The 21,284-nt window shown below is 68.5% G+C and carries 21 protein-coding genes; 7 read left to right on the top strand and 14 right to left on the bottom strand.

Translation table 11 applies throughout. From position 1 onward, the window contains the following. From BR07_RS0120335 to BR07_RS25745, 5 genes are all read right to left on the bottom strand, one after another. The coding region (locus BR07_RS0120335; protein ID WP_027506986.1) for an ATP-binding protein at nt 1–1,302 on the bottom strand (1,302 nt) is incomplete at its 3' end. 135 nt (nt 1,303–1,437) lie between these two features. Further along, entirely contained in the window at nt 1,438–2,109 is a 672-nt protein-coding gene (locus tag BR07_RS0120340; protein ID WP_027506987.1) for a GntR family transcriptional regulator, read from the bottom strand. 86 nt (nt 2,110–2,195) lie between these two features. Then, nucleotides 2,196–3,188, bottom strand: a complete 993-nt coding sequence (locus BR07_RS0120345) for a transketolase family protein (RefSeq protein ID WP_027506988.1) — start codon at nt 3,186–3,188, stop codon at nt 2,196–2,198. Further along, on the bottom strand, nt 3,185–4,081 hold the full coding sequence (locus tag BR07_RS0120350) for a transketolase (protein ID WP_027506989.1): 897 nt from the start codon (nt 4,079–4,081) through the stop codon (nt 3,185–3,187). Before BR07_RS0120350 ends, BR07_RS0120345 begins: the two co-directional genes overlap by 4 nt. Then, the gene (locus tag BR07_RS25745; RefSeq protein ID WP_051613647.1) at nt 4,078–5,436 is read right to left on the bottom strand and encodes an MFS transporter; all 1,359 of its coding nucleotides are present in this window, start codon (nt 5,434–5,436) and stop codon (nt 4,078–4,080) included. Before BR07_RS25745 ends, BR07_RS0120350 begins: the two co-directional genes overlap by 4 nt. 257 nt (nt 5,437–5,693) lie before the next feature. Here BR07_RS25745 and BR07_RS0120360 point away from each other — a divergent pair, with 257 nt between their 5' ends. Next, nucleotides 5,694–6,488 (top strand): SDR family NAD(P)-dependent oxidoreductase, encoded by a 795-nt coding sequence (locus BR07_RS0120360; RefSeq protein ID WP_037187033.1) that lies wholly within the window; start codon nt 5,694–5,696, stop codon nt 6,486–6,488. A gap of 13 nt (nt 6,489–6,501) precedes the next feature. On the opposite strand, the gene recG is transcribed toward BR07_RS0120360, so the two are convergent. Next, nucleotides 6,502–8,730 carry an ATP-dependent DNA helicase RecG gene (gene recG / locus BR07_RS0120365; protein WP_027506991.1) on the bottom strand — a complete coding sequence of 743 codons (2,229 nt, stop codon included), beginning with the start codon at nt 8,728–8,730 and terminating at the stop codon, nt 6,502–6,504. 243 nt (nt 8,731–8,973) lie between these two features. Here recG and rpmB point away from each other — a divergent pair, with 243 nt between their 5' ends. Both rpmB and BR07_RS0120370 read left to right on the top strand, forming a co-directional pair. Next, nucleotides 8,974–9,165 (top strand): 50S ribosomal protein L28, encoded by a 192-nt coding sequence (gene rpmB / locus BR07_RS26770; protein ID WP_042576517.1) that lies wholly within the window; start codon nt 8,974–8,976, stop codon nt 9,163–9,165. A 115-nt stretch (nt 9,166–9,280) separates the two neighbouring features. Next, nucleotides 9,281–10,072: an enoyl-CoA hydratase/isomerase family protein gene (locus BR07_RS0120370; RefSeq protein WP_027506992.1), complete on the top strand. Its 792-nt coding sequence runs from the start codon at nt 9,281–9,283 to the stop codon at nt 10,070–10,072. A gap of 8 nt (nt 10,073–10,080) precedes the next feature. Here the strand turns inward: BR07_RS0120370 and BR07_RS0120375 are convergent, their stop codons facing one another. Genes BR07_RS0120375 through BR07_RS25750 form a run of 4 tightly spaced genes read right to left on the bottom strand, consistent with a single transcriptional unit; the run spans nt 10,081 to nt 12,724 of the window. After that, nucleotides 10,081–10,749 (bottom strand): uracil-DNA glycosylase, encoded by a 669-nt coding sequence (locus tag BR07_RS0120375; RefSeq protein WP_027506993.1) that lies wholly within the window; start codon nt 10,747–10,749, stop codon nt 10,081–10,083. Then, the gene (locus BR07_RS0120380) at nt 10,746–11,267 is read right to left on the bottom strand and encodes a gamma carbonic anhydrase family protein (RefSeq protein WP_027506994.1); all 522 of its coding nucleotides are present in this window, start codon (nt 11,265–11,267) and stop codon (nt 10,746–10,748) included. The genes BR07_RS0120375 and BR07_RS0120380 overlap by 4 nt, the downstream gene beginning before the upstream one ends. 12 nt (nt 11,268–11,279) lie before the next feature. Next, nucleotides 11,280–11,780, bottom strand: coding sequence for a GNAT family N-acetyltransferase (locus BR07_RS0120385; protein WP_037187035.1), 501 nt, complete (start codon nt 11,778–11,780; stop codon nt 11,280–11,282). Beyond that, on the bottom strand, nt 11,765–12,724 hold the full coding sequence (locus tag BR07_RS25750) for a thiamine-phosphate kinase (protein WP_037187038.1): 960 nt from the start codon (nt 12,722–12,724) through the stop codon (nt 11,765–11,767). Before BR07_RS25750 ends, BR07_RS0120385 begins: the two co-directional genes overlap by 16 nt. Nucleotides 12,725–12,856: 132 nt before the next feature. Between BR07_RS25750 and BR07_RS0120405 the strand changes: the two genes are divergently transcribed. After that, a complete protein-coding gene (locus BR07_RS0120405) occupies nt 12,857–13,429 on the top strand; it encodes a DUF3515 domain-containing protein (protein ID WP_027506997.1) in 573 nt (190 codons plus the stop codon). A gap of 18 nt (nt 13,430–13,447) precedes the next feature. Here the strand turns inward: BR07_RS0120405 and BR07_RS0120410 are convergent, their stop codons facing one another. Both BR07_RS0120410 and BR07_RS0120415 read right to left on the bottom strand, forming a co-directional pair. Further along, a complete protein-coding gene (locus BR07_RS0120410) occupies nt 13,448–14,554 on the bottom strand; it encodes a D-alanine--D-alanine ligase family protein (RefSeq protein ID WP_027506998.1) in 1,107 nt (368 codons plus the stop codon). A 53-nt stretch (nt 14,555–14,607) separates the two neighbouring features. Further along, nucleotides 14,608–15,606, bottom strand: coding sequence for an NAD(P)H-dependent glycerol-3-phosphate dehydrogenase (locus BR07_RS0120415; protein WP_027506999.1), 999 nt, complete (start codon nt 15,604–15,606; stop codon nt 14,608–14,610). Nucleotides 15,607–15,732: 126 nt separating this feature from the next. Here BR07_RS0120415 and cofC point away from each other — a divergent pair, with 126 nt between their 5' ends. The 3 genes from cofC (at nt 15,733) to BR07_RS0120430 (ending at nt 19,692) form a co-directional block, all read left to right on the top strand. Continuing rightward, nucleotides 15,733–16,431: a 2-phospho-L-lactate guanylyltransferase gene (gene cofC, locus BR07_RS0120420; RefSeq protein WP_027507000.1), complete on the top strand. Its 699-nt coding sequence runs from the start codon at nt 15,733–15,735 to the stop codon at nt 16,429–16,431. A gap of 186 nt (nt 16,432–16,617) precedes the next feature. Continuing rightward, the gene (locus BR07_RS0120425) at nt 16,618–18,747 is read left to right on the top strand and encodes an RNA degradosome polyphosphate kinase (protein ID WP_231476464.1); all 2,130 of its coding nucleotides are present in this window, start codon (nt 16,618–16,620) and stop codon (nt 18,745–18,747) included. A gap of 9 nt (nt 18,748–18,756) precedes the next feature. After that, nucleotides 18,757–19,692, top strand: coding sequence for an NUDIX hydrolase (locus BR07_RS0120430; protein ID WP_027507002.1), 936 nt, complete (start codon nt 18,757–18,759; stop codon nt 19,690–19,692). 77 nt (nt 19,693–19,769) lie between these two features. On the opposite strand, the gene BR07_RS0120435 is transcribed toward BR07_RS0120430, so the two are convergent. Continuing rightward, nucleotides 19,770–20,480 (bottom strand): HU family DNA-binding protein, encoded by a 711-nt coding sequence (locus BR07_RS0120435; protein ID WP_027507003.1) that lies wholly within the window; start codon nt 20,478–20,480, stop codon nt 19,770–19,772. Between the two features lie 162 nt (nt 20,481–20,642). Further along, nucleotides 20,643–21,251 (bottom strand): 3-isopropylmalate dehydratase small subunit, encoded by a 609-nt coding sequence (gene leuD, locus BR07_RS0120440; RefSeq protein WP_027507004.1) that lies wholly within the window; start codon nt 21,249–21,251, stop codon nt 20,643–20,645. Nucleotides 21,252–21,284 lie beyond the last annotated feature (33 nt).

Here is a 21,284-nt window from a genome sequence, read left to right on the forward strand (position 1 = left end):
GAAGTCCTCGTCCTGCAGAAGTCCCTGCAGGAAGCCGATGTTCGTCGAGACACCGCGGATACGGAACTCCGCCAACGCCCGCCGCGACCGCGCCACCGCGTCCTCGAACGTGCGACCACGGCAGGTGAGCTTCACCAGCATCGAGTCGAAGTACGCCGACACCTCCGCACCCAACGTCGTCCCGCCGTCGAGACGGATGCCCGCACCGCCCGGCGTCCGATACGCGGTGATACGGCCGGTGTCCGGGCGGAACCCGTTCGCCGGGTCCTCCGTCGTGATGCGGCACTGCATCGCCGCACCCCGGATCCGGATGTCCTCCTGCCGCAACCCCAGATCCGCCAGTGACTCCCCCGAGGCGATCCGCAACTGCGACTGCACCAGGTCGACATCGGTGATCTCCTCGGTCACCGTGTGCTCGACCTGGATCCGCGGATTCATCTCGATGAACACATGGTTACCGTCCCGGTCCACCAGGAACTCCACCGTGCCCGCACACGAGTACCCGATCTTCCGCGCGAACGCCACAGCGTCACTGCACAACCGGGCACGAAGCTCGTCCGAGATGTTCGGCGCCGGCGCCAGCTCCACCACCTTCTGGTGACGGCGCTGCACCGAGCAGTCACGCTCGAAGAGATGGATCACATCGCCGTGGGTGTCCGCGAGAATCTGCACCTCGATGTGCCGCGGCTCGACCACCGCCTGCTCCAGGAACACCGTCGCGTCACCGAACGCCGACTCCGCCTCCCGCGCCGCCGCCTCGATCGCCGCACGCAACCCCGACGGCTCCGCAACCCGCCGCATACCGCGGCCACCGCCGCCCGCGACCGCTTTGACGAACACCGGGAACGTCATCGACTCCGACGCCGCCACCAACGCATCGACGTCCGTCGACGGTTCCGACGACGCCAACACCGGCAACCCGGCATCCTTCGCCGCCGCGATCGCCCGCGCCTTGTTCCCCGTCAGCTCCAACACCTCCGCCGACGGACCCACGAACGTGATCCCCGCCGCCGCACACGCCGCCGCCAACTCCGGATTCTCCGACAGGAACCCGTACCCCGGATAGATCGCGTCCGCACCCGCACGCACCGCCGCGTCGACGATCAGATCCACCGACAGGTAGTTGCGCACCGGATGCCCCGGCTCACCGATCTCGTACGCCTCGTCGGCCTTCGTCCGATGCACCGAATTGCGGTCCTCGAACGGGAACACCGCCACCGTCTGCGCCTCGAGTTCGTACGCCGCACGGAACGCACGGATCGCGATCTCGCCGCGATTTGCCACCAGCACCTTGGAGAACATTCCGGTCAACCTACCTTCAGTACGGGCGAGAGGGAGCTATGACTTGTCCAGATATGAGACACGTGCGGAGCGCAGCGAGCAGCCGTCGTGGTGCCGGGACAGTAGCGCCGATCACGTCCACGCCGCTCGCATCTCCTATGCAGAAATGTCGGCGGAGAGATTCGCGGCGGCCCACGTCATGTGTTCCGCCACCGAGGCGCTGGCAGCCGCGCCGTCGCCCGATCCGATCGCCTCGACGATGCGGCGGTGTCGGTCGGTGTCCATGTTCCCGACCGCGCGAGACTTGCCGGCCCACATGATGGACATGCGGATCGAACCCTCGAGGGACGTCCACGAGTGCACCAGGGTCTCGTTGCCGGTGAGCCGGCAGAGCAGTCGGTGGAAACTGAGATCGGACTCGATCCGGGCCTCGAGATCACCGTCACCGGCGGCGTCCATCAGGTCGAGCGCGCTCGACAGGCCGGCGACCGACTCCTGCCGATCGTCTCGCTCCGCGAGCAGTGCGGCAGCGGTGGACTCGAGCGCGGCGCGCACGACGAAGATGTCCCTGATCTCCTTGTCGTCCAGATGCCGCACGTACAGCCGACCCCGAGCGCCGATGACGGCGAGCCCCTCCTGCTGAAGCTGCCGCAGTGCCTCGCGCAACGTGCCTCGGCTGATCTGCAGGCGCTCCGACAACTCCGTCTCCACCAGCGCGGAACTCGGACGCAGCTCGCCACTGGTGATGGCCCGACGCAGCGCGTCGAGAGCCTGATCGCGCAGATTCGTCTTCTGCAACCCCAGGAGCGTGGCGGGCTGTGCGGCCATGGAGACCTCCTCGAAACGGTGATGTCGACAGCTGCCGGTCGACAGTGATCTCAGGGTAACGGCCGCCCGTGTCGATCCGGCACTGCTCACCGCAACGCCGCGAGAACACGCTCCTCGATGCGGTCGGTGGACAACCCGTAACGATCGTGGAGCGTGGGGAGTGCGCCGGCGGCCAGGAACTCGTCGGGCAGCGCGATGGGAGTCACCTGACGCACCGTGCCGGACTCGACGCACGCCGAGGCGACCGTCTCGAAGAGCCCACCGATGCGGGTGTGGTTCTCGAGGGTGAATGCGGCCCGGTCGGTCGAGAGTTCGCGCAGGACGGTCTCCGCGTCGAACGGTTTGATCGTCGCCACGTGCACCACCGACACGTCCACCCTGTGCTTCGCGAGTCGCTCGGCGGCCTGGAGCGCACGCATGGTCATCAGACCGGACGACACCAGCACGACGTCGTTGCCCGGTCGAATGACCTTGGCCTTGCCCAGTTCGAAGGTGTAGTCGTACTCGTCGAGTACCGACGCGACCTTCCCGCGGAGCAACCGGAGGTAGGTCGGGCCCGGAGTCGCGGCGAGTTGGGGAACGGCCTGCTCGATGTCCACGGCATCGCACGGGTCGACGATGGTGAGGTTCGGCATTCCGCGGAAGATCGCCATGTCCTCGGTCGCCTGGTGACTCGGCCCGTAGCCGGTGGTGAGGCCCGGGAGTCCCCCGACGATGTTGACGTTCAGATTCGGCTCGGCCGCGTCGAGGCACAGGAAGTCGTACGCGCGGCGCGCCGCGAAGACCGAGTAGGTGGACGCGAAAGGAACCAGGCCGGTCTCCGCCATGCCCGCCGCGGCGCCGAACAGCAATTGCTCCGCCATCCCCATCTGGAAGAAACGGTCGGGGAAGGCCTGCGCGAAGATGTGCATGTCGGTGTACTTCGCCAGGTCGGCACTGAGGCCGACGATGCGCGAATCCTGTTCCGCTGCACGGACGAGCGCGTGTCCGAACGGGGCCGCCGTGGTGCGCTGACCCTCGTCGACGAACGAGGCGATCATCGCCGACGTCTTGAGCTTGGGGGCGGATGCGGTGGTCATGAGTGGTCTCCCTCGTGAAATTCTGCGTCGTGGAAGCGAGCGGTGAGCTGATCCCGGCACACGCTCCACTCGTCCTCGTCGATACGCATGAAGTGCGCCTTCTCGCGGGTCTCGAGCATGGGTACGCCGAACCCGATCCGCGTGTCGCACACGACGACCGACGGGGTGCCGGTCGGCGACGTCCGCGTCGCGATGTCGTCCAGGGCGTCCAGCAACGCGCCCGCGTCGTTGCCGTCGACACGGTGGACGGACCATCCCGCGGCCGCCCACTTGTCCTGCACCGGTTCGATGCCCAGGACTCCCGCGGTGGGTCCGTCGGCCTGCAGTGCGTTCATGTCGACGAGTGCGACGAGGTTGCCCAGTCGGTGATGAGCGGCTCCCATCGCGGCCTCCCACGTGGAGCCCTCGTCCAGTTCCCCGTCCGACAGGAAGTTGAACACGAGTGACGGCGACCCCTGGTGACGCAGTCCCAGAGCCATTCCCACCGCCACCGGCAGTCCGTGTCCCAGCGAGCCCCCGCTGATCTCCATCCCGGGCGTGTAGGACGCCATTCCGGACATGGGGAGCCGCGAATCGTCGGAGCCGTAGGTCTCGAGTTCGGAGACGCTCACCGTGCCCGCTTCCGCGAGCGCCGCGTAGAGCCCGATGGCGTAGTGGCCGGTCGAGAGCAGGAAGCGGTCCCGCTCCGCCCAGTGCGGATCCGCCGGGCGGTAGCGCAGCCGTCCGCTGTAGACGGCGGCGAACATGTCCGCCGCTCCCAGTGCCTGACCCACGTATCCCTGACCCTGCGCTTCGCCCATGTCGAGGACGTGATGGCGCATGGCGTAGGCGAATCGCTCTGCGGCGCGGACCCGTGTCGTGCGGTCGGTGGTGATGTTGTCGGTGACGGTCACAGCGATTCCTTTCGAGTGGTGGCGGTCGCGACGAGGTTCTCGTCGAGCTCGGCCTGGAGTGCGAGTCGTCGTTCGGTGGGGCCCCACGTCTCACGGGTGGACAGGGCGGCGAGGAGACCGATCAGCGCGTAGACGCTGAAGAGGACTGCCGGCCCCATCCAGCCGTAGGAGACGAAGAGCAGCGTGGTGATGAACGGAGTGAAGCCGGAGACCATGGCCGAGATCTGGTAGGCCAGTGAGGCTCCGGACGCTCGGCGACTCGCCGTGAAGAGTTCGGGGAACCACGCGCCCTGCGCACCGGCGAGCGCGTTCTGGCACACGGTGTAGGCCAGGACGAAGGTGACGGCCACGAGGATGAAGGTGCCCGTGTTGACGAGGAGGAACATCGGGATTCCGAACAACACCCCGAAGGCACACACTGCGATGTAGACGGGTCGGCGGCCCATCCTGTCCGTCAGAGTCGCCCAACCGACGGTCGCGACGATGCCCAGCGCCGACGCGATGCAGAGAGCGGTCAGGGTCTCGGACTTCGTCGCCAGTTCCTCGTTGTGCAGGTAGGAGATCATGTAGGTGATGGACACGGCGTAGCCGGCGGTCTCGGCGATGCGCAGTCCGATACCCCGCAGGATGTTGCGCCAGTCCTGCTTCACGGACTCGACGATCGGCGCACGCTGGACCTGGCCGGACTCCTTGACCTCGTCGAACACCGGGGACTCCGGGACCTTGGATCGAATGATCAGCCCGACGACGACGAGGACGATGCTGGCGAGGAACGGAACGCGCCAGGCCCAGTCGCCGCCGAGGTGCACGCTGAACAGGAACACCAGGTTCGCGAGCAGGAGACCCACCGGGAATCCCGCCTGCACGATGCCGGTGAACGCGCCCTTGCGCCGCCACGGGGCGTGTTCGTAGCTCATCAGAATCGCTCCGCCCCACTCGGCACCGAACGCCAGTCCCTGGACGATGCGGACGATGACCAGCAGCACGGGCGCGACGACGCCGACCTGGGCGTAGGTGGGCAACAGACCGATGACGAACGTCGCGAGTCCCATCACGATGAGCGACGCCACCAGAACGGGCTTGCGCCCGACACGATCACCGAGGTGGCCGCCGATGATGCCTCCGATCGGGCGTGCCGCGAAGCCGACGCCGAGCGTGGCGAAGGCGGCCAGGGTGCCGGCCACCGAACTCTGGCCCGGGAAGAACGCCGTTCCGAAGTAGAGCGCCGCGGCGGTGCCGAAACCGATGAAGTCGTACGTCTCGATCACCGCGCCGACGGACGACCCCACGGCGACACGCTTGGCGTCGGGTGTGCCGTGGACCTGCCCGCGCATGGCCAGAGTCTCGCTGCTCATGACTACCCCTTTTCGAGGTGTTGGAGGTGTGAGGAAAGGGTGACGGATGCCGTCATCGATTACGAGTGTGACCCACTGCACGTTCACTGTCAACAGTCAACTGTTGGTGTCCAACAGTTGACTGATTTGCAGTTCGGGTCTTACTGTGTGCTGCATCACGACGAGCCTTCGCAGGCGGCCGACACCGGCCGTCGCCCCTCTCGAACCGTGACACCAGCCTCGACAGCCGTTCCCCCACACCCGTATCGGAGATCACCATGTTCGACACTCTGGCCCGACCGGCCACCGTCAGCCGTACCGCCGTCGTCACGGGAGCTGCCTCGGAACGGGGCCTCGGCCGCGCGACCGCGGCGTTGTACGCCGAGCAGGGCTGGGCAGTCGTCGTCCTCGATCTCGACGGGGAGGCCTCGGCCAAGGTCGCCGCGGACATCGCGAATGCGTACGGCGTCCGGGCCTTCGGTCACGAGGTCGACGTGGCGGACGAGTCGTCCGTGGAGCGAGCTCGTGCGGCCGTGGCCGCCGAGGTCGAGTCGGGATCGCTCCCCACCGTGGGCGCCCTGGCGAACATCGCCGGCATCACGTCACCGGTGCCGTTTCTCGAGACCACGCTGGACCTGTGGAACAAGGTGATGGCGGTCAACGCGACCGGCACCTACCTCGTCACGAAGGCCTTCCTCCCCGCGATGATCGATGCCGGGTGGGGACGCGTGGTCAACATGTCGTCGGTGTCGGCTCAACGCGGCGGCGGCGTGTTCGGCAAGGTGCCCTACTCCTCGGCGAAAGCGGCGGTTCTCGGTTTCACCAAGGCGCTGGCCCGCGAGATCGGACACACCGGTGTCACGGTGAATGCTGTCACGCCGGGCGCCGCGGACACCGCCATCCGGGTGGGGAGCACGCCCGAGCAGGAGCAGGCGATCGCCGACGGCATCCCGGTGGGACGCGTCGCCACTGCTCGTGAGGTCGCCGCGATCATCACGTTCCTGTCGTCGGAGGACGCGTCCTACCTGACGGGCACCACATTGGACATCAACGGGGGAAGCCACATGCACTGACCGGGTCGGGCGTTCACGCCTTGTCGAGGAAGTCCACCCTGGTCGCGTCCACGGCGGATCGCATCATCGCCGCGAGACCGGGGTGCTCCACGAGCCCCGGGTCCCGATCGACGACGTCGCGGGCGAAGGTCTGGGCCGCGGTGATGATGTCGAGGTGATCGAGGAGTGACAACAGTCGCAGGGTCGTCGTGGTGCCCGACTGCGCTGCGCCCAGCACGTCACCCTCCCGGCGTTGCCGTAGATCGAGAACGGCGAGCTCGAACCCGTCGGTCGTCGCCGCGACGGCGTCGAGCCTCGCGTAGGTGGGGGTGCCCGGTGCGAGCTCGGTGAGCAGGATGCACAGACCCTGGTGGCCGCCACGACCGATGCGGCCACGCAACTGATGCAGCTGACTCACGCCGAACCGGTCGGCGTCCACGATGACCATGACCGTGGCGTTGGGGACGTCGACACCGACCTCCACCACGGTGGTGCAGACGAGGACGTCGATGTCGCCGTCGTTGAACGCGGACATCACCTCGTCCTTCTCCTCCGTGGGCAGCCGCCCGTGCAGCAACCCGACGCGCAGGTTCGCCAGAGCGCCGGCGCGGAGCGACTCGTACACGTCGACCGCCGACGCGGTGTCCGGAGTGTCCTTGCCGAGATCCTCGGGCTTCTCGTCGCCGATCCGCGAACACACCACGTAGGCCTGGCGGCCGGCGGCCACCTCCTCGGAGATCCGGCTCCACGCTCGCTCGACCCAGGCAGGTCTGTGCTGGGCGGGAACGACCGAGGTGCGGATGGGCGCGCGTCCGCGGGGAAGCTCACGCAGGGTGGACGTCTCGAGATCGCCCAGCGTGGTCATGGCGATCGTCCGCGGAATGGGCGTGGCCGTCATGACCAGCAGGTGCGGGCTGACGCCCTCTCTCGCCTTCGCGCGCAACGCGTCCCGCTGCTCGACTCCGAAGCGGTGCTGCTCGTCGACCACCACCATCCCGAGGTCGAAGAACGACACCGTGCTCTGGATGAGTGCGTGAGTGCCGATGACGATGCCTGCGTCTCCGGTCACGATCGACAACAGCGCGGCACGTTTCGCGGCCGTCGACATCGATCCGGTCAGCAGCACCACTCGGGTGGCGCGGTCGGGCGCACCCAGTTCCCCGGCCGTCGCGAGCGCCCCGAGTTGCCGCGTGATCGACCGGTGGTGCTGTGTGGCGAGCACCTCGGTGGGTGCCAACAACGCGCACTGCAGTCCCGCGTCCACCACCTGCAGCATGGCGCGCAGAGCGACGATCGTCTTGCCCGATCCCACCTCACCCTGCAGGAGCCGGCTCATCGGCCGAGTGCGGGACAGGTCGCTCTCGATCTCCTCGGCGACCTCCTTCTGCCCGTCGGTCAGCTCGAACGGCAGCACCTCGTCGAAGGCGGCGGCGACACCGTCGGCCACGCGCGGGCAGGCCGGCGCCGTGCGCACCGCCACCGAGTGGCGCCGTTCGGCGAGCACCAACTGCAACGCCGTCGCCTCGTCGAAGCGCAGACGGTAGCGCGCGTTCTCGATGTCGTCCTCGGACTCCGGAAAGTGCACGACCCGCAGTGCGTCGTCGAGGCTCATCAGCGCGTGCTCGGCGCGCACCGTCTCGGGCAGCGGATCCTCGACGCGATCGAGCTGGTCCAGGACCTGACGCACGCAGCGCAGGAAGGTCCAGCTCTCGACCTCCCGCGTCGCCGCGTACATGGGAAGGAACGGAAGCGACAGCATGGACATGTTCACCGCACCGGAACTGTCCGTGGCGCCGCGAGCCATGCCGGCGAGCTCGCCACCGCCGTGCGGGCGCCCCACCAGGTCGTCCTCGTCGCCCTCGAGCATCAGGTAACCGGGGTGGTTCAGCGACCAGGACGTCCGGAACCACTTGACCGTGCCCGAGAACATCGCGCGCGACCCCACCGTGATGTTGTGACGCACCTTGTGACCGTTGAAGAAGGTGGCGGAGACGTTCTGACCGTCGCACGTGAGCACGACCTTGAGCATGTGGCCCTTGCGCGCCTTCATGGGCACGAGGTCCGCCTTGGACACCGTCCCCACGACGGTGATGCGTTCACCGTCGTCCGGGTCCTTGCGGGCCAGCTCCTGACCCTGTGTCACGTAGCGGAAGGGGTAGTGACGCAGCAGGTCCTCGGCCGTGACGAGACCGAACGCCGTCTCGAGCGGATCGGCGGCCCTGCGACCCAGTACGTGGTCGAGCCGGTCACCGAGCTGAACCACCGCGCTGCTCCCGTCCTGATGCTGCCGCCCTCTGTGCGACCATTCCACCAGGCACCTGCGGCATCGGCGCGTGCGGGCCGGTTTGGACTCGGGGCACCCGAGCGGCTAGTCTTGCACGGTTGCGTCTGACGCGTCCGGCATGCCCGGAGGTATCGGGCGCAGTTGTACGAAGATCTTGCCCCACACCGGCCACGGTTCGAATCGTGTCCCGGTCTCACCTCGAATACCAAGGAGTTCGCGACTATGGCTGCCGTCTGCGACGTATGCGCCAAGGGACCCGGCTTCGGTAAGTCGGTTTCGCACTCGCACCGCCGTACCAACCGTCGCTGGAACCCCAACATCCAGACCGTCCGCGCGCAGGTCGCGCCGGGTAACTCTCGTCGGCTCAATGTGTGCACCTCGTGCCTCAAGGCCGGCAAGGTGGTCCGGGGCTGACGTTCCCGCACGACATTTTCACGACAAGGCCCCGATACCGAGGTATCGGGGCCTCTGTCATCTCCGGCGACTCTGTCGTTTCCGGAGCCGAGCGGTCCTGGTCTAAGTTCGAACGATGACCGAATCAGTCGACCCCCCGGCCACGTCCCCCGTCACCGTCGAGGACGGTGTCCTGTACGTACGGGTGGCGACGCCCCGCGGCGGCAACGTGCTGAACGGCGAGGCGATGGCCGCAGGCGCTGCGTCGCTGTCCGATCTCGACGAGTCCGTGGGCGCCGTGCTGCTCGTCGGCGCCGAATCCAACTTCTGCGCCGGTGGCGACGTGCGCGCCTTCCACGGGGCGCCCGACAGAAGCGCGTTCGTCCGGCAGCTCGCCGACACGTTCCACGATTTCGTCCGCGCGCTCACCTCGGTGTCGGTCCCCGTCGTGGCGGGAGTACCGGGCTGGGCAGCGGGCGCGGGCATGTCGCTCGTGTGTCACGCCGACATCGCGATCGGCGGTCGATCCACCCGGCTCCGTCCCGCGTATCCGGCGCTCGGCTTCACTCCGGACGGCGGTCTGACGTGGGCTCTCCCCCGCATCATCGGCACCCGCCGCGCGCGCGACATCCTGCTCACCGACGGCGTTCTCGGCTCGGACGAGGCCTACCGCCTGGGTCTGCTGACACGGTTGGTCGGTGACGACGTCATCGCATCGGAGGCCGAGCGGGTGGCGCGCTCTCTCGCGGCCGGGCCCACCGAGGTGTCCCGTGCGACCAAGCGGTTACTGCTCGCCTCGGACTCCGCGTCGCTGTCCGATCAGCTCGACGCCGAGACCGACTCGATCTCTCACCAGGCGTCCACCGCGGACGGCATCGAGGGTGTCGACGCCTTCGTGGAGAAGCGCCGGCCGTCCTTCGGCCACTGACGGCCGCCTCAGTCCAGACGCCAGTCGACGGGTTCCTCGCCCAGCGTCGCGAGATGGTCGTTCACGGTGCTGAACGGCCGTGAACCGAAGAACCCTCGCGACGCGGACAGCGGTGAGGGATGGACGGACTCGACCGTGGGCGTGGACCCGAGCAGCGGCTTGGCCGTCGCGGCGTCGCGTCCCCAGAGGACCGCGACCAGGGGGCGGCCGGGTCGGTTCACCAGAGCGGTGATCGCCTGCGCCGTCACCGCTTCCCAGCCCTTGCGCCGGTGCGACGCCGCCTTGCCCGGTTCCACGGTCAGAACACGGTTCAGCAGGAGCACACCACGATCGGCCCACGGAGACAGATCACCGGTGGTGGGTGTCGGCAGGCCGAGATCGGCGCTGTACTCGGTGAAGATGTTCGCGAGACTGCGCGGGACCGGCCGCACGTCGGGCGCGACCGAGAAACTCAGTCCCACAGCATGTCCCGGCGTCGGGTAGGGATCCTGTCCCAGCACCAGCACACGCACCTCCTCGAACGGGCGGCTGAAGGCGCGCAGCACGTCCTCCCCGGCGGGCAGGTAGCCTCGCCCGGCGGCGTTCTCGGCGCGCAGGAAGTCGCCCATCCGGGCGATGTCGTCGGCCACCGGACCGAGCGCGGACGCCCACCCCGGATCCGCGACGGGCGCCGTCACGACAGCACGCGCAGCGCGCCCCGGTAGTACTCCGCATTGGCCTTGTACATTGCGACGTTGACGTCCACGTGCCCCTCCGCCACCTCGTGGCTCTCGCGGACCTTGGCCGGAACCCCCAGTGCCATCCGGCGTTCGGGCACGACGGTGTCGAAGGGGACCACGGCGCCGGCGCCGACGATCGCGCCGGATCCGATGGACGCGCCGTTGAGGACGACACTGCCCGACGCGATGAGGCACGAATCGCCGACGGTCGCCCCCTCGACGTGCGCGTTGTGCCCGACGACGCACCCGGCGCCGATCACGGTCGGGTGGATCGGCGTGCAGTGCACGACGGTGCCGTCCTGAATGTTCGTGTCCTGCCCCACGGTGATGGTCCCGTAGTCGCCGCGCAGCACCGCCCCGGGCCACACCGACACTCCCGCAGCGAGTGTCACCGCACCGATGACGACGGCATCGGGATGCACATAGGCGGTGGGGTGGATGTCGGGTTCACGGTCACCGAGTGCGTAGACGGTCATGGCTCCAGCATGTCATCCGGTCAGATCCTTCACCATGCACACCGACTGCTCCTCGTGCCGATAGAGGCCGAACTTCGGTACGAGCGGTCGATACCCACTCGAGGTGTAGAGGCCGATGGCCTCGGGTTGACGCAGTCCGGTCTCGAGGACCAGTCGTAGCCGGCCAGCGTCGCGGGCGGTGTCCTCGATCGTCCGCAGCAGGGCACGCGCGACGCCCGCGCCTCGCGCCTCGGTGCGGACGTACATGCGCTTGATCTCCGCGTCGCCGGTGCGCAGGCCTTCCGCCTCGGGTCCTCCGTGCTCGTGGGTCCGCCAGCCGCCCATACCGACGACGGCGCCGTCCAGGTCGGCCCGCAGCATCACGCCGTGCGGCGGCAGGAACTCTCGGACGTCGAGCGGCGTCTCGTCGGGGCCGCCGTAGCGGCGCACGTACTCCTGCTGGACCTCGTCGATCATCGCGACCACGTCCGGGTCGTCGAGCCGAGTGGTCGTGACCGTCAGAAGCTCGTCCATGCCGCAGGTCCTTCCCATCGCACACCGTCCACCGTGACTCCTGTTCCCGCACTCACGGATCCGATCCGGCGCCAGCCGGTCGGCACGTCGTCGGAGGCGAAGGTCGCGAGCAGCACGTGGTCCTCCCCGCCGCCGAGAGCCCAGTGCAGCGGGTCGACGCCGAGTTCGGTGCCGGCGTGCACCACGTCCTCGGGGATCTCCATGTCGGCCGACGAGATGTCGAGCCGCACAGCGGACATCGCCGCCAGATGTCCCGCGTCGCCGATCACGCCGTCGGACACGTCGCACATCGACGACGCTCCCGCGCGCGCCGCGGCCGGACCGTCGGCGGGATCGGGCGTCGGGACGCGATGTGCTGCCAGCAGATCCGGGTGGGTGGTCGAGCCCGCCTCGTACAGTGCCCACCCGGCAGCGGACCGGCCGGTGGATCCGGACAGTGCGAGCACGTCCCCCGGCCGGGCACCGGACCGCAGCACCGGGGGTCGACCCTCGAGGTCACCCAGCGCGGTGATCGACAACACCAGCCGGTCCCCTCCCGTGACGTCCCCGCCGACGATCGACGCGCCGACTCGCGTCGCCTCCGCCCACAGACCCGCGGTGAGCGCGTCCACGTCCGACACCGCGGTGGTCGACGGACACGACATCGAGACGAGGAATCCCGTGCACCGCGCGCCCATCGCGGCGATGTCCGCGGCGTTCTGCGCGATGGCCTTTCGGCCGACGTCGTGGTGACTCGACCAGTCGAGGCGGAAGTGTCGACCCTCCACCAGCATGTCGGTCGTGACGACGACGCGGGAGTCGGGGGCGGCGATCACCGCCGCGTCGTCCCCCGGCCCGATCGCGACCGATGGGGGGTGGACACGGCCGGCCGTCGCGCGGCCGATGAGCGCGAACTCGCCGAGGTCCCCCACCGTCCCGGTCGCGGGATCGTCCGCCTGTGACACAGAACTCCTCCATCACCGTCGTGGATCACCGTCGTGCAGCATCCCACGGGGCCTCGTCGTCGTCACGCATCCGGGCCCCCGTCAGGGCGCGGGTAACGTTTCCGCCGAGACCGTTCGACACGAGGGAGCACGATGACGCAGGACGAACCGACCGCGACGGACGAGTCGGCCACGGGTCTGCACCCCGCTCTGATCGCCACCGCGATCGCCCTGCCCGTCGCGCTCGTCGTCGGCATCATCGTCGCGGCGGTCATGGCGAACAGAACTCCCGTCCGCGAGCCCGTCGCTCTCGGCGCGGTCCCCTCGCCGCTCGCCGAGAGCACCCAGTGCGCGACGTTGCTCGGCGCACTGCCCGAGACGTTCGACTCGTTCACTCGCGCCGAGCTGGCCGACCCCGCGCCCGTGGGTGCGGCCGCCTGGCAGTCCGAGGACGTCACCGACCCCATCGTGCTGCGGTGTGGGCTCGAGCGTCCGGCGGAATTCGATCAGGCCGCCGCTCTCGACGTCGTCGACGGCGTGCAGTGGTTCCGGGTGTCGGGCGCGGATCAGGGCCTCGCCGCGAGCACCTGGTTCGTCGTCGACCGGGGCGTGTACGCCGCGGCCACCATCCCCGACGGCACGGGCCCCACACCGATCCAGGCCCTGTCTGCCGCGGTGTCGGGAGCCCTTCCGCAGACGCCGCTGGACCCCGCTCCGATCAACTGATCCGGCAGGGCCGACCTCTCACCGCAGTCCGGTCCCCCGTGCGATCGCGGTGTCGACGAGAGTGCCGACGAGCTCCGAGTAGCCGACGCCCGTCGCCTCCCACATCCGCGGGTACATCGAGATGGCCGTGAAGCCGGGCATCGTGTTGATCTCGTTGATCACCGGACCGTCGTCGGTCACGAAGAAGTCGACGCGCGCGAGACCTTGCAGATCCAGCGCAGCGAAGGCACGGACCGCGATCTCCCGCAGCACCGTCGAGACGTCGTCGTCCAGCAGGGCCGGGATGTCGAACTCGACCACGTCGTCGAGGTACTTGCTGTCGAAGTCGTAGAACGTCGCACCACCGGCCGACGCCGAGGCCTCGTCCATGCGGATCTCGGCGACGACGCTGGCGCGGACGGAGCCGTCCGGCATCTCCAGGACACCGCACTCCACCTCGCGGCCGACGATGGCGGCCTCGATCACGACCTTCGGATCATGTTCTCGCGCAACGGTCACCGCGTCGCCCAACTCGTCCCAGTCGACGATGCGCGTGATCCCGATCGACGATCCGCCGCGGGCCGGCTTCACGAACGCGGGGAGACCGATGACGTCGCGCTCGTCGGAGGTCAGGGTCTCGCGATCGCGGCGCAGGACGACCTGGCGCCCGACGGGAAGGCCCTCGGCCGCGAGCAGCTTCTTGGTGAACTCCTTGTCCATCGCCGCGGCGCTCGCGAGGACTCCCGGTCCCACGTAGGGGACGCCGGCGACCTCGAACAGCCCCTGGACCGTGCCGTCCTCGCCGTAGGCACCGTGCAGCACCGGGAAGACGACGTCGACCGCACCGATGTCCTCGGCCGTGCCGTCGACGGAGCGCGTGATGCGACCGGGGTTCTCGGGATCGACTCCGAGAGCGAGCGGGACGCCCGCACCGGCGACCGACGGGAGAACGCGATCCCGGATCTGCAACTCCGTCGGGTCGGCGGTGCCCTCGACCCACGTTCCGGCGCGCGTGATCCCGATGGGGATCACGTCGAAGCGGTCGGAGTCGAGGTGACGCATGACGCTTCCTGCCGAGACGCAGGAGACGGAGTGTTCGTTGCTTCGACCGCCGTAGATCACGGCGACCTTGATGGGATCGGTCACGTGAGCACCGTACCGGCGAACCCCGGACGAGGCGTGACGCGCACCGCCGCGGTTCACTCCGGCTTGTGACGACGCCCCAGGAGGCTGTGGACGGCGTCCGGAACGGAGAGGCCCTCGTGGCAGACCCGGTGGACCGCATCGGTGAGGGGCATCTCCACGTCGTAGGCCTCCGCGAGAGCTCGGATGGATGTGCACGACTTCACACCCTCGGCGACCTGACCGTGCGCCGCTTCCTGCGCACTCTCCAGCGAGCCACCCGACCCCAGCCGCTCGCCGAACGTGCGATTACGCGAGAGCGGGGACGAGCACGTGGCGACGAGGTCACCCACCCCGGCGAGACCCGCGAGCGTCGACGGGTTGGCGCCGAGCGCGACACCGAGACGGGTCACTTCGGCGAGACCGCGGGTGATGATGCTGGCGACCGAATTCTCCCCGAAACCGATACCCGCCGCCATGCCGCACGCGAGGGCGATGACGTTCTTGCACGCACCGCCGATCTCGCACCCGATGACGTCGGAGTTCGTGTACGGGCGGAAGTAGCTGGTGGCACACGCCGACTGGAGCGCGATCGCGCGATTGGAGTCCGGGCACGCGATGACCGTCGCGGTGGGTTGCTCGGCGGCGATCTCCTTGGCGAGGTTCGGTCCCGACAACGTGCCGACGCGACTCGGGTCCGCACCGGTGACCTGACAGATCACCTGCGACATGCGCATGAGGGTCCCCGTCTCGATGCCCTTGGCGAGCGAGAGCAGGGTGACGTCCGACCCCATCAGCGGTGCCCATTCCGCCAGGTTGGCGCGCAAGGCCTGCGAGGGCACCGCGAGGACGACCGTGCAGGCCCCGTCCAACGCCTCCGCGGCGTCGTGAGTCGCTCGAATGGCCGACGGCAGTGCGACTCCCGGAAGGTAGTCGTCGTTCCGGTGGTTCTCCTGGATGGACGTCGCGAGTTCCTCTCGACGCGCCCACATGGTCACGTCGGTGCCCGCGTCGGCGAGCACCTTCGCGAACGCGGTTCCCCACGAACCGGAACCGAGCACCGCTGCCTTGACCATGACCCAGCCTTTCCTCGATCGACACGAGGCCGTCGCCCGCTCGGCAGCCCTGGCGGCTCACAGTAGCGATGTCGGAGGCCTGCCGAACGAAGTCGGCGGTAATGACTGCTGGCAGGATCGACGGTCATGAGCACGCCCAGTCGACCTCCGACCGACACCGCCCCACGGCGCGGTGTCCATCTCGTGCTCGCGGTGAAGAACCTCGTCGACGCGAAGAGCCGACTGTCCACGACCTTCCCCGGCGACGAACGCGCCGAACTCGTGCTGGCGATGTTGCGCGACACCGCGTCGGCCGCCGCAGCGGCGGACGTCGTCACCGGATGGTCGGTCGTCACGCCGGACTCTCGCGTCGCGAGCGTCGCCGTCGCCCTCGGCGGACACACGGTGTCCGAACCCGAGTCGGGTGCCGCCACCACCGTGGAGCGACTCAATCGCGCCCTGTCCGCAGCGGACGACGCGATCAGTGACGCCCACGGCGGCGACGTGATCGCCCTGCAGGCCGACCTCCCCGCCCTGCGCACCGCGGAACTGGTCGCGGCCTACGCCGCCGCTCCCCCGGACACCCGCTCGGTGGTGATCGATCACACCGGAACCGGAACGTCGGCCCTGATCGTGCGGGGTCGCCCCCGGCGCCTCGAACCACGGTTCGGTCCGGACTCGGCCTCGCGCCACGTCGATTCCGGGGCGTTCCCTCTCCGCGGCACCTGGCCGGGTCTGCGTCTGGACGTGGACACGGCGGACGACGTCCGCGCCGCCCTCGACCTGGGGGTGGGGCCGCACACCGCCGCGCTGCTCGCCGAGCTCGGCTGGACCGCCGCGCGCTGACACGGCCGGGCGAGGCCCGTCGCGAATTCGCACGCGGTCGACTACTCGCGCTCGGCCCGCGTGAGGGATGATCGACGCGTGACCAACGAGGCGACCGAGAACACGACCGACGCCCCTTCCCGTTCCGGGGCCCCCACGAGTTCCGCAGCACCCGGTGACGCCGTCGACGGTGAGTGGAGCGCGCCGCTGGCCAGCCGCGCACCCTCCGCACCCACGGCACCGCCGGCCGCGACATCGGACACCGCGGTGCCGGTGGACCTGCTCCCGGAGGACCGCTATCTCAACCGCGAGTTGAGCTGGCTCGACTTCAACTCACGGGTGCTGGCACTCGCGGAGGACTCGTCGCTTCCGCTGCTCGAGCGGGCGAAGTTCCTCGCCATCTTCGCCAGCAACCTCGACGAGTTCTACATGGTGCGGGTGGCCGGCCTCAAGCGCCGCGACGAGACCGGCCTGTCCGTCCGCTCCGCCGACGGACTCTCCCCCCGCGAACAGCTGGCGTTGATCGCCCGGCGCACCCAGGAGATCGCCGACCGTCACGCCCGCACCTTCATCGACCGCATCCTGCCGGAGCTGGCGAACGAGGGTATCTCGGTCATCCGGTGGTCGGAGGTCACCTCCGACGAGCGGACCCGTCTGACACGGTATTTCACCGAGCAGGTGTTCCCCGTCCTCACCCCGCTGGCCGTGGATCCCGCCCACCCGTTCCCGTACATCTCCGGACTGAGCCTCAATCTCGCTGTGACGGTGAAGGACTCGACCACGGGCGGCGAGCACTTCGCCAGGGTGAAGGTCCCGGACAACGTCGATCGGTTCGTGCAGTTGCACCGAGGCGACGTCGGCGCCGTGCCCGCGTTCCTCCCCATGGAGGAGCTCATCGCGGCGCATCTCGACGTTCTGTTCCCGGGACTCCAGATCGTCGAGCACCACGCCTTCCGCATCACGCGCAACGCCGATTTCGAGGTGGAGGAGGATCGGGACGAGGACCTCCTGCAGGCCCTCGAGCGCGAACTCGCGCGCCGCCGTTTCGGATCGCCCGTGCGCCTCGAGGTCGCGGACGACATGACCGACCACATGCTCAGCCTGTTGCTACGCGAGTTGGACGTCGATCCCGGCGACGTCATCCAGGTGCCGGGACTGCTCGATCTGTCGTGCCTCATGCAGCTCTACGGCGTCGACAAGCCCGTCCTGAAGGACGCACCGTTCGTGCCGGCGACGCACCCCGCCTTCGGTGAGCGCGAGACGCCCAAGTCGATCTTCTCCACGCTGCGCGACGGGGACGTGCTGCTGCATCACCCGTACGACTCGTTCTCCACCAGCGTGCAGCGCTTCATCGAGCAGGCGGCAGCCGATCCGCACGTGCTCGCCATCAAGCAGACCCTCTATCGGACGTCGGGCGACTCCCCCATCGTCAACGCACTGATCGCCGCGGCGGAGGCCGGCAAGCAGGTCGTGACTCTCGTGGAGATCAAGGCGCGCTTCGACGAACAGGCCAACATCGCCTGGGCACGCAAACTGGAGCAGGCCGGCGTGCACGTGGTCTACGGGTTGGTCGGCCTGAAGACCCACTGCAAGACGTGCCTCGTCGTCCGCCGCGAAGGCGACACCATTCGCCGGTACTGCCACATCGGCACCGGCAACTACAACCCCAAGACCGCCCGACTCTACGAGGACGTGGGTCTCATCACGGCCGCCGACGAGATCGGCGCCGACCTCACCGACCTGTTCAACTCGCTCACCGGTTACTCGCGCAAGGAGCAGTACCGGAACCTCCTCGTCGCGCCGTTCGGTGTGCGGGCGGGAATCGTCGAGCGCATCGAGGCCGAGGTGCGGGCGCACAAGGACGGCGCGAAAGCCCGAATCCGCCTGAAGGCCAACGCACTCGTCGACGAGCAGGTGATCGACGCGCTGTACTGGGCGTCCACCGAGGGCGTCCAGGTCGAGGTGGTCGTGCGCGGTATCTGCGCTCTCAAGCCGGGCGTACCCGGTCTCAGCGAGAACATTCAGGTGCGGTCGATTCTCGGACGGTTCCTCGAACACTCGCGTGTGTTGCACTTCGAGGCGATCGACGAGTTCTGGATCGGCAGCGCGGACATGATGCACCGCAACCTCGATCGACGCGTGGAGGTCATGGCTCAGGTGAAGGACCCGAAGCTGTCCGGTCAGCTGAACTCGATGCTCGACTCGGCCATGGACGTCACGACCCGCTGCTGGGTACTGCAGTCCGACGGCGCCTGGACGGCGTCCCCCGCGAGCGGCGAGACGGTGCGGGATCACCAGGTGTCCCTCATGCGCCAGCGTCGCTACACCGGATCGTGAGGTGGGTCGATGAGCAGCTCACGCGCATCGAAGACGCCTGATCCGGTCCTGGCCGCGGGTGCGGTGCTGTGGCGTCCGGGCCCCGAGGGCGACGAGCCGATGGTGGCGCTGGTGCATCGACCGCGCTACGACGACTGGTCCCTTCCGAAGGGCAAGGTCGAGGCCGACGAGGTACCCGCTGTCGCCGCCGTCCGAGAAGTGTGGGAGGAGACCGGTTTCCGGTGCGTTCTCGGACACGGTCTCGGAACCACCACCTACCCGCTCCCGCGCTCGAAGAAGATCAAGCAGGTGGACCACTGGGCCGCTCGAGTCGTGGACGGCGAGTTCGCCGTCAACGACGAGGTCGACGAACTGCGGTGGCTCACACCCGCCGACGCTCGTGATCTCGCGACCTACGAGGCGGACCGGGACGTCGTCGGCCGTTTCGCGCAGCACCCGGTTCCGACGAGTACGGCTGTGCTGGTGCGCCATGCGCGGGCGGGGAGCAAGGCTCGCTACAAGGGGGACGACGCCGAACGGCCTCTCGACAGCGTCGGGGTCCGCCAGGCGGCCGCACTGGTTCCTCTGATCCAGGCCTACGGCGGCACCGACGGATTCACCGCCGAGCGTGCTCGGTGCGTCCAGACCATCGCGCCGTGGGCCGAGTCCGTCGGAGTCGATCTGGCCCTGGAGCCCACGCTGACCGAGGAGGGGTACGCGCAGGATCCCGACAAGGGACGTCAGCGCGCACGCGAGATCATCGCCTCGACGTCCGGCGTCCCGGTGATCTGCAGTCAGGGCAAGGTGATTCCGAACCTGATGGAGTGGTGGGCCGAGAGCGACGGCGTCGAACTCTCCCGCACCCGATCACGCAAGGCCAGCGTCTGGGTGCTCAGCTTCGTCGGTGGTGTGCTGGTGGCAGCGGACTACACCGATTCGCCACTCCCGCGTAGTCGGCACGACTGAACTGCCGGTACGGCCGACACGAACACGAAGGAGCCCCGGACCGATGGTCCGGGGCTCCTTCGTGCCGAACGGGAACGTTACTTGCGTGCAGTACGTTTCGCCGGCGCCTTCTTGGCGGGCGCCTTCTTCGCGGGCGCGGCCTTCTTGGCCGGGGTGGTCTTCTTGGCTGCAGTCTTGGCCGGTGCCTTCGTCGCTGTGGTCTTCTTCGCGGCGGCCGTGGTGGTCTTCTTGGCTGCCGTCTTGGCGGGTGCCTTGGTGGCGGTGGTCTTCTTCGCCGCCGTCTTGGCCGGTGCCTTGGTGGCGGTGGTCTTCTTCGCCGCTGTCTTGGCCGGTGCCTTGGTGGCCGTGGTCTTCTTGGCCGCCGTCTTGGCGGGAGCCTTGGTCGCCGCCTTCGCGGGAGCCTTGGCCGCGGTCTTCTTCGCCGCTGCCGTCTTCTTCGCTGCCGCAGTCTTCTTCGCGGGGGCTGCGGAGGCGCCACGCTTCACGGCGGGGCCCGTGGCGGACAGCTTCTGGCCACCGGCGATGACGGCCTTGAACTGAGCACCGGGACGGAACGCGGGAACGGACGTCGGCTTGACCTTGACGGTCTCGCCGGTGCGCGGGTTACGAGCGACGCGGGCCGCACGGCGACGCTGCTCGAAGACACCGAAGCCGGTGATGGTGACCGACTCGCCGCGGTGCACGGCGCGCACGATGATGTCGACGATGTTCTCGACAGCGTCCGTGGCGCTCCGGCGATCCGCGCCTGTCTTCTCGGTCAGGGCGTCGATCAGTTCTGCCTTGTTCATCGGTGATTCCTCCGCATACTGATTGGCCCGTCGTCGGACCGACTGAGTACCACGGTAAACCGGAAATGCGCACGAGTCCACGAGCCACGCCAAAACAGTCTGTTCGGCTGTAATCGTCGCAGCCACAATGAGTGTCGCGGGAAGGACCTTTTCGGCCCGGAATCACCGAGCCTGATCGGGCGCCGGAAGTGTCTTCGGCTTCCATTCCGGACGCGACTTCTCGAACTCGGAAATGGCCTCTACCTGGCGTAACGTCAGCGCGACGTCGTCCAGCCCCTCCAGCAGACGCCACCTCGTGTAGTCGTCAATATCGAAGCGCACCACCAGTGTTCCGGCGCTGATCGTCTTCGTCTCGAGGTCGACGGTGAGTTCCGTCCCGGGGCGCTCGTCGAGCAATTTCCACAGCAGTTCCACATCCGATTGCTCGACAACGGCGGCCAGCAGACCCGCCTTTCCGGCGTTTCCGCGGAAGATGTCGGCGAATCTGGACGCGATCACGGCCCGGAATCCGTAGTCCGAGAGTGCCCACACGGCGTGCTCCCGAGAGGACCCGGTGCCGAAATCGGGTCCGGCGACGAGAACCGAACCCTTGTCGAACGGCGGGGTGTTGAGGACGAAACCGGGATCGGTGCGCCACCCCGCGAAGAGCCCGTCCTCGAAACCCGTTCGGGTCACGCGCTTGAGGTACACGGCGGGGATGATCTGGTCGGTGTCGACGTTGCTGCGGCGCAGCGGGACACCGATTCCGGTGTGCGTGGTGAACGATTCCATGACGAGCTCCTGACGGGGCGTACGAGGGACGGG

Source organism: Rhodococcus sp. UNC23MFCrub1.1, from assembly GCF_000686025.1.
In the GTDB taxonomy this organism is placed as follows: domain Bacteria; phylum Actinomycetota; class Actinomycetes; order Mycobacteriales; family Mycobacteriaceae; genus Rhodococcoides.